At 64.0% G+C, this 3,118-nt stretch carries 2 protein-coding genes; both read right to left on the reverse strand.

What is annotated here, in order from left to right:
• Positions 1–148: 148 nt before the first annotated feature.
• Entirely contained in the window at positions 149–1,210 is a 1,062-nt protein-coding gene (locus tag AC1DMG_RS21225) for a poly(R)-hydroxyalkanoic acid synthase subunit PhaE (protein ID WP_477181063.1), read from the reverse strand.
• 343 nt (positions 1,211–1,553) lie between these two features.
• The coding region (pnp, locus tag AC1DMG_RS21230; RefSeq protein ID WP_477181064.1) for a polyribonucleotide nucleotidyltransferase at positions 1,554–3,118 on the reverse strand (1,565 nt) is incomplete at its 5' end.

Here is a 3,118-nt window from a genome sequence, read left to right on the forward strand (position 1 = left end):
ACACCAGCTCGCGCGGCGTATTGGCGTATTCGGGCTCGAGCTGGCGCTTGAGATGCTCCATGCCCGCAGCCAGCTTGCGCTGGAAAGCGGTGATTTCGCCCATCAGCGCGGCCGGATCGAGGCGTAGCGGTGGTTGCATAAATAGTCCTTACTTGCGCGTGCGCTTGACGCCGCGCGCAACGGTCTTGCGGGCGGCCACGGCAGATGATTTCTTCGAGCCGCTGACGTCGATGCTTTCCGTGGCCCGCTTGGTGCCGCGCGACGGCGGCTTCTTCTCGACCGGCTTGACGGTCTCTTGCTTGGTCGCCAGCTGGCGCTTGAGCGCTGCCACTTCGGCGCGAAGGCTCGTCAATTCATCCTCGCGCTGCGGTGCACGGCCTTCACGCAGCTCGCGACGAAGCTCATGCAGGCGCTTGCCGAGCGCGGTGACCTCGCTGCGCGTCGGCATACCCATCTCGCGGCACAAGGCATCGAGCTGTTGTTGCTGCAACTGGCGCACGCGGCCCTGTGCATTGACCATCTCGCCATAGGCATGGCGGAATTCTTCCGACAGCGCGATCTGCGCATAGGCCTCTTCGGCCGCATCCACCCACAGGTCGTAGAGCGCCTTGAGCGATTCGATCTGCTTGGGCGACTCGGCCAGCCCGGCCAGCTTGGACTGCAGACGTTCAAAACCTTCTGTATTGGCGCGCTGGATCAGGGCCTGGTATTTGCCGGCCCACTCGGCGTAATCCTGCATCGCCGTCGCCAGCGCCTGCTGCATGCGCTGGCGTTCGCGGGTGTAGCCAAAGGCGGCCATATGCTCGACGTCGAACTTCATGCCGCCAAAGCTCGGCGGGTTGGTTTGCATCCAGCCCWGCCACATCTGAGCGAAGCTCTTGGCAGACTCGCTGTCGATGCTGGCAAAAGCATGCGCAAACGGCTGACCGCCCAGCGACGAAAAGAGCTGCTGCAAGGACTGCTGCCAATCGGCGGGACCCTGCCCAAGGCCACTGCTCGCGGCACCCTGCAACCAGTCGCCATAACCCTTGAGCGCGGCCATGCTGCGCGCCATCAAGTCGTCGCCGGCGCCCATCGATCCGAACGGCGAGGCTCCTGCACCGAATGGCGCCGAAGCGGCTGGCTGCTGCAGATAGCGTGTCCAGGCTTCCCAGGATTGCTGCGCCATCGCCTGGTAGTCCTTCAGAAAGTCATTCGCCGGGTCGGCCATGCCCACGTCCTCTTCATGCTCAAGCCATCGTAGCAAAAGCCTGTTGCGACGGACGCAAAAAGCGCATTAGTTCGGGCCCAAACTCGAGCGCATCGCAGCGCACCATCAGCGGGCAGTCATGCAGGGCCCAAGAGCCTGTTGACGCTCTCCGCATGGCCCGCGCCGGGAGCTGTTTGCGCTCAGGGCAAGGAAGAGCGAAGGAGTGTACGTCCGTACACGACTGAGTGATGACGCCGACCTGTGTGCAAACAGACCCGGCCCGGGCCATGCGGAGAGCGTCAACAGGCTCTAAAGCAAAAGCCCGGCTTTCGCCGGGCTTCTGTTGGTACCTTGGATCGACGACTTAGGCGTTGGTGCCTTCGTCCTCGGTCACGGCCTTCATGGACAGGCGGATACGGCCCTGCTTGTCCACTTCGAGCACCTTGACCTTGACGATGTCGCCTTCCTTGAGCTTGTCGGATACCTTTTCCACGCGCTCGCTGGAGATCTGCGAGACGTGCACCAGGCCGTCCTTGCCCGGCATGATGGTCACGAACGCGCCGAAGTCCATCAGCTTGGCAACCTTGCCTTCGTAAATGCGGCCCGGCTCGACGTCGGAGACGATCTGCTCGATGCGCGCCTTGGCGGCGTTGGCTGCTTCGCGGTTGACCGAGGCGATGATCACGGTGCCGTCATCGCTGATATCGATGGTGGTGCCGGTCTCTTCAGTGATGGAGCGGATGGTCGCGCCACCCTTGCCGATCACTTCGCGGATCTTGTCCGGATGGATCTTGATGGTGAGCAGGCGCGGGGCATACTCGCTCATCTCGGTGCGGGCGGTGCTGATCACCTTGGCCATTTCGCCGAGGATGTGCAGACGACCACGCTTGGCCTGTTCCAGCGCCACCTTCATGATCTCTTCGGTGATGCCGTCGATCTTGATGTCCATCTGCAGCGCGGAGATGCCATCGGCGCTACCGGCCACCTTGAAGTCCATGTCGCCGAGGTGATCTTCGTCACCCAGGATGTCCGACAGCACGACGAAGTCGCTGCCTTCCTTGACCAGACCCATGGCGATACCGGCGACCGGCGACTTCAGCGGGACGCCCGCGTCCATCATGGCCAGCGACGAACCGCACACCGAAGCCATCGACGAGGAACCGTTGGATTCGGTGATTTCCGAAACCACGCGCACCACGTACGGGAACTCTTCGATGCTCGGCTTGACGGCCTGCACGCCGCGCTTGGCGAGGCGGCCGTGGCCGATTTCGCGACGCTTCGGCGCGCCGAAGCGACCGGCTTCACCGACCGAGAACGGCGGGAAGTTGTAATGGAACAGGAACGGATCCTTCGACTCGCCTTCCGGCGCATCGATGATCTGTGCATCGCGGGTGGTGCCCAGCGTGGTCACGACCAGCGCCTGGGTTTCGCCGCGGGTGAACAGTGCCGAACCATGGGTGCGCGGCAGCACGCCGACACGGATGGAGATCGGGCGGACGTCGTCCAGGTTGCGACCGTCGATGCGGATCTTCGTCTTGAGGACGCCGTCGCGCATGGTGCGGTACTCGAGCTCGGCGAATTCCTTCGACAGCTCGGCCTTGTCCCAGCCCTTGGCTTCGACATCGGCAGCCAGCGAAGCGAGCACGTCGCTCTTGATGGCGGCGATGGCGTCGCGGCGCTGCAGCTTGTCGCGCACCTGGAAGGCGGCTTCCAGCTGGTTGCCGACGGCGCCGGTGAGGGCGGCGATCAGCGACTCGTTGCGGGCCGGAGCGGACCATGCCATGGACGGACGAGCCGCCTCGGTGGCCAGCTCGGCGATGGCGCGGACGGCCACCTGCAGCTGCTGGTGACCGAACACCACGGCGCCGAGCATCACTTCCTCGGACAGCAGCTTGGCTTCCGATTCCACCATCAGCACGGCGTTGGCCG

The sequence above is a fragment of the Dyella sp. 01N36 genome (genome assembly GCF_056399745.1).